At 49.1% G+C, this 3166-nt stretch carries 4 protein-coding genes; 1 reads left to right on the plus strand and 3 read right to left on the minus strand.

Annotated features, from left to right (window positions below; all coding sequences use genetic code 11):
• Positions 1 to 52: 52 nt before the first annotated feature.
• Entirely contained in the window at positions 53 to 1057 is a 1005-nt protein-coding gene (locus GHO32_RS25785) for a pertactin-like passenger domain-containing protein (RefSeq protein WP_153443075.1), read from the minus strand.
• 48 nt (positions 1058 to 1105) lie between these two features.
• On the opposite strand from GHO32_RS25785, the gene GHO32_RS25790 reads away from it, so the two are divergent.
• Positions 1106 to 2086, plus strand: coding sequence for an IS5 family transposase (locus GHO32_RS25790; protein WP_106117533.1), 981 nt, complete (start codon positions 1106 to 1108; stop codon positions 2084 to 2086).
• A gap of 41 nt (positions 2087 to 2127) precedes the next feature.
• Here the strand turns inward: GHO32_RS25790 and GHO32_RS25795 are convergent, their stop codons facing one another.
• A complete protein-coding gene (locus GHO32_RS25795; protein WP_153443077.1) occupies positions 2128 to 2574 on the minus strand; it encodes a hypothetical protein in 447 nt (148 codons plus the stop codon).
• A gap of 188 nt (positions 2575 to 2762) precedes the next feature.
• The coding region (locus GHO32_RS25800; protein ID WP_218581163.1) for a hypothetical protein at positions 2763 to 3166 on the minus strand (404 nt) is incomplete at its 5' end.

Here is a 3166-nt window from a genome sequence, read left to right on the forward strand (position 1 = left end):
AGCTTACATTTTCTAAGATCCTCGACTCCTTTTCCAGCCGGTCAGATTTTTTCTACACCCTTAAATGCGAAGAGCCATTAAACAACGCTAATACTGAACGCGTACCTGGGCTGATAGTACCTGTCGACCCCAAATACCAGTCATTGCCCTCTTGCACCAAGTCATAAGAATAAGTACCGAGATCAACACGACCGTTGACCAGCGAAAACTGTGCATTACCGCTGCCTATATGCACCACATGCAACTTCGTATCGACCAGCGGATCTTGACCACTACTGCTTACCAATAAACTATGCGAGCCGCTTGCTTGGCCAGTCACCTCAAGAAAGTCTGTCTTGCCCTGAGCAAAGTCAGCATCCATTATGAAAGTGCCATTCCCCTGAAGACTGGCCACGGATAACTTGAAAAAATCATCATTCTTACCGAATTGAACCGAACCACCGCTCATCGACAAATTACTTACTTGGCCAATATTGTCACCGACCATAATCCATTGACCTTGACTGTTAAGTGACAAGTTTGAAACATGTGTCAAATTACCGGTTAATGTTGCTGAATTCTCAAGCGTCAAATGAGCGGTCGCCGTTGGTTCAGCAACCACATCACCCTCTAATTGACTGTTATTAACAGTCATATTAGCAGTCGACGCACCGTTAACTTGAAGCAACACACCATTGCCGCCAACCAAAGAGGAACCACTGTTAACAAATACATCTATGGGTGTATTGGCAAGACCAAAATCCTCAACCAAAATAGCCGCACCGGATTGCCCTTCTACTATTGTATTGTTATTAAATTCCAACCGTCCGTTTTGCGACAAGTCGTTATTCGGTACAACCCAAACGCCATTCGCCCCCCCCGTAATTCTGCTGTCAGAGGCAGTGACTTGTCCGTTCGAAACTTGCAAGCCAAAACCATCTGCATTAGTGGCCGTAATACTTGTCGACGTGATATCAAGAAGCCCCAGCCCTACTGCGGCACCTGTAGAAGCACCCGTTATAGAACTCTCAGCAACACTGACGAGTTTTGGGATATCTCCTAGGGAATCTCCGAACAAGTTTTCAAATGTGCTGAAATACGCCTGACCACCTGATCCGAGCCGCCTATGAGCCAGATGAGCTTTTCCGATTTCGAATACGCCGGCAAGCGCAAGCAGACACGCCGCGAACGCTTCCTCGCCGAGATGGATCAGGTCGTGCCCTGGACGGGTCTGCTGGGCCTGATCGAGCCGTTCTACCCCAAGGCCGGTGGCGGCAGAAAACCCTATCCTCTGGAAACCATGCTGCGTATTCATCTGTTGCAGAATTGGTTTTCCCTGAGCGATCCGACCATGGAAGAAACGCTCTACGAAATCACGCCCATGCGCCAGTTTGCACGTTTGACCTTGAGCGCCCCGATACCTGAAGACACCACGATCATGAATTTCCGGCACTTATTGGAAAAGCATCAGCTTGCACCTGCAATCCTCGCGGTCATCAATGGTTATTTGCAGGGCAAAGGCATGTCTCTGCGTCAGGGCACTATCGTCGATGCCACCATTATTCATGCTCCCAGTTCGACTAAAAACGAAGAGGGAAAGCGCGACCCCGAGATGCATCAGACCAAAAAAGGTAACCAGTATTTCTTCGGAATGAAGGCCCATATTGGCGCTGATGTCGAGTCCGGCTTGGTTCATCACGTCCACGGCACCGCCGCCAACGTCGCCGATGTCACACAGGTCGCCGAGCTTTTGCATGGCGAAGAAAATGCAGTGTATGCAGACGCCGGATACACCGGCGTTGAGAAGCGTGAAGAGCATGAAAATCGTGAAGTGATCTGGCAAATCGCGGCGCGCCGCAGCACCTATTCCAAGTTGAATAAACGCAGCGTGCTCTACAAGGCCAAGCGCAAGATTGAGTACTGCAAAGCCCAGACACGGGCCAAGGTCGAACATCCGTTTCGGGTGATCAAATGCCAATTTGGGTACGTGAAAGTGCGCTTTCGTGGGCTGATGAAAAACACGGCTCAGTTGACCACATTGTTCGCCCTGTCGAACCTGTGGATGGCTCGAAAACAACTGATGGGTATGGGCGAGTTGCGCGCTTAACATGGAAAACCGGGCGAAAAACGCCCTCGATGAACACTGCATCAGGTCGTTTTGAGCAAATAGCGCTGCGTGCCGTGCAAATTACGACTTGCGGCCGCCGCGCAGCAAGTTGATCGGAGCATCCCTAGAGAACTATTGATCAGCAGACCGGTTCTGGCACTAGACACCGTGCTACCGGTGATCGTCGCCTTGCTATTGGTCACCGTAATCCCTGCTGCAATACCTTGAGCTTGTACCGTTGACCCCGCGAGGATTAGCTCTGACTGGGAGGTGACGCTAATTTCATGTGCCTGAGCGCCTGTGGCGGTGAGCTTAGCCGCATTGATAAGTTGATAATCATCAGGAGCCCAAGTACCGTTAATCGTAGCCTCTCTATTATCTATAACAAGAGCTACGGCCATAGGGCTTGTCAATAATAAAGGAACCAGCCCCAACATACACAGCTGACTCGACTGCAATGGAGACTTATGAAAATGCTTTTTTTTCATGCTTATTACCGTCTAAGGAAAAGTCTTACTTCAAAAAGGTTTAGTGCCAGTCACCTGAACACTGCAAAAGCGAATAAGCCTACAGCCCTATCCGTTTTTTTTATGTAGGGTATTTCCTAACATATCCAAGAAATGCCCTACATGCCCGTTCGACTGAAGACTTCTCCTACACCTAAAACATTAGCTGCTTAGTCATGCTTTATAGGACGTGGTGGCGGAATTTCACATGATTCAGGTGAGCCCCCTCGCCCCATAGCGATCATGATAGCCGAGGAATTTGAAGGCACAGGCTCCCCAAGAATTACAATCTGGTACTGGGCACGGCCATAACCATACTGCTCGGCCTCCCCTCCATAAGTGGGCTTCAAATGTTTTTCGTAAGGAATAAACCACAGAATACCGTCTTGCTCATTTTCTTTGCTAACAGGATATTCAGTCATATTCAAAGAAGTGCCCGGTATTTCGGTTAAACCATCACTATAATAGCTGCGCCAAGCCAAGCTCAGATCCACCCCTGGCGGTCTCAAGGAGCAAGTGCAACAGTCAGTTAATTTTCTGAGCTTGCTAAGCGAAACAATCCCGCTTCCAAAAC

The organism is Pseudomonas sp. FSL R10-2189 (assembly GCF_009600325.1).
GTDB lineage: Bacteria > Pseudomonadota > Gammaproteobacteria > Pseudomonadales > Pseudomonadaceae > Aquipseudomonas > Aquipseudomonas helleri.